We start from the raw sequence: 1,609 nt of genomic DNA, 5'->3' as shown, positions 1-1,609 counted from the left end.
GGTCGGGCCATCGTTGGTGGCGGCTGAGGAAGGGGATGTTGCCATCGAGCTCAATAAGCTCGAGCCCAAAGGCTCCGATTGCAGAGCCTATTTCGTCATAAATAACAAGAGCGACCGGGCCTACGACACCCTGAAGCTCGACTTCATTCTTTTCCGGCCGGACGGCATCATCGACCAGCGTTTCGCCGTCCAGCTGGCGCCGTTGAAAGCGAACAAGAGGACCGTGAAACTTTTCGATGTGTCGAATACATCGTGCGACGATGTTGGAAGTTTTTTGATCAACGATGCGATGGAGTGTAAGGCCGGGACGGAGGATGTTTCCGACTGCCTGAAGGGTCTGTCCGTCTCGAGCCGGACTGTTAACGAACTGAGCAAGTAAGGATCTGAGCTGTGGAAGTAGCAGAGGAAATCGCCATCACCGCCGCGACGGGACACGACTACAGCGTCTGGGGCCTACTGATGCAGGCCGACCCGGTGGTCAAGGGGGTCATCGTGCTTCTCGTCATCGCTTCCGTGGCTTGCTGGGCAATCACGTTCGAGAAGATCGTGCGGATCTCTTGGCTGAAGAGCGGCGTACGCCGCCTGGCCAAGGCCCGATCGAGCAGCGGCCGTCGCGGGCTTTCCGGCGCAGTGCTTGCCGCCGGCGAGGCCGAGCTCGCGGCTGACCTAGACGACTCGTCGACTGAGCGCCGCTTTCGCGTGGAGAATGCCATGAGGCACGAGTTCAAATCGCAAATTCAGAATGTGGAAGGCGGCCTGCCCTTTTTGGCGACAACTGGTTCCGCCGCGCCGTTCATCGGATTGTTCGGAACAGTTTGGGGTATCGTCAATAGCTTTACCGCCATTGCGCAGCAAAAAGACACGAGTCTTGCGGTCGTGGCCCCCGGCATCGCCGAAGCCCTGATTGTCACGGCGATCGGTCTTGCTGCGGCCATTCCCGCGGTGGTCGCCTACAACCAAATCTCTGTCGCGCTCGGACGCGCCTATGCGCGCGGCAATGACGCGATCATCGAGATCGCCCGTGACATCTCAAGCGATGACGCTAAAGGCCTGTCACAGACGACACGCTTGCGTGGCGACAATGTAGAACCGCTTCGCGCAGGGAAGCCGTCCTAATGGGCATGTCCGTCGGAAATAACGGTAGCGGCGAGGAATCTGGATACCGCCCTATCTCCGAGATTAACATCACGCCCATGGTGGACGTGATGCTGGTGCTCCTGATCATTTTCATGATCACGGCCCCGCTGCTGGTGGCCGGCGTACCTGTTGAGCTTCCGAGCACATCCGCTGCGAAGGTTAGCCAACCGAAAAAACCCATGATCGTCTCTTTGGGCCCGGATGGCGGCATCTACATTCGCGAAGACCAAGTGACAGTCGAGTCGCTTGTTCCTCGGCTTGAGGCTCTTCGACAGGCCGAAGGCGATACGGTGGTGTATGTGCGCGGCGACAAGAACCGCCCTTACGGTGAGGTAATGGAGATACTCGGTCGCGTCGGCAAGAGCGGATATTCGCGCGTATCCTTGCTGTCCAAGCCCAAGGCCGGCGAAGGCGAATAGGTCCCCTGGTGATCCCTTATGGCGCTCAGTGTCGTTGCATGGTTAGTCTCGAT

At 58.7% G+C, this 1,609-nt stretch carries 3 protein-coding genes; all 3 read left to right on the top strand.

From position 1 onward, the window contains the following. Positions 1-379 (top strand): hypothetical protein (locus WBQ77_RS09190; RefSeq protein WP_424059926.1); only part of this gene is annotated, 379 nt, incomplete at its 5' end. 11 nt (positions 380-390) lie between these two features. After that, positions 391-1,116 carry a MotA/TolQ/ExbB proton channel family protein gene (locus WBQ77_RS09185; RefSeq protein ID WP_424042187.1) on the top strand — a complete coding sequence of 242 codons (726 nt, stop codon included), beginning with the start codon at positions 391-393 and terminating at the stop codon, positions 1,114-1,116. After that, entirely contained in the window at positions 1,116-1,556 is a 441-nt protein-coding gene (locus WBQ77_RS09180) for an ExbD/TolR family protein (protein ID WP_424059924.1), read from the top strand. The genes WBQ77_RS09185 and WBQ77_RS09180 overlap by 1 nt, the downstream gene beginning before the upstream one ends. Positions 1,557-1,609: the final 53 nt, after the last annotated feature.

Source organism: Methyloceanibacter sp. (assembly GCF_049590335.1).
GTDB lineage: Bacteria > Pseudomonadota > Alphaproteobacteria > Rhizobiales > Methyloligellaceae > Methyloceanibacter.
Note: the sequence above shows the minus strand (reverse complement) of the source record. Positions and strands in the feature narration are given on the sequence as shown.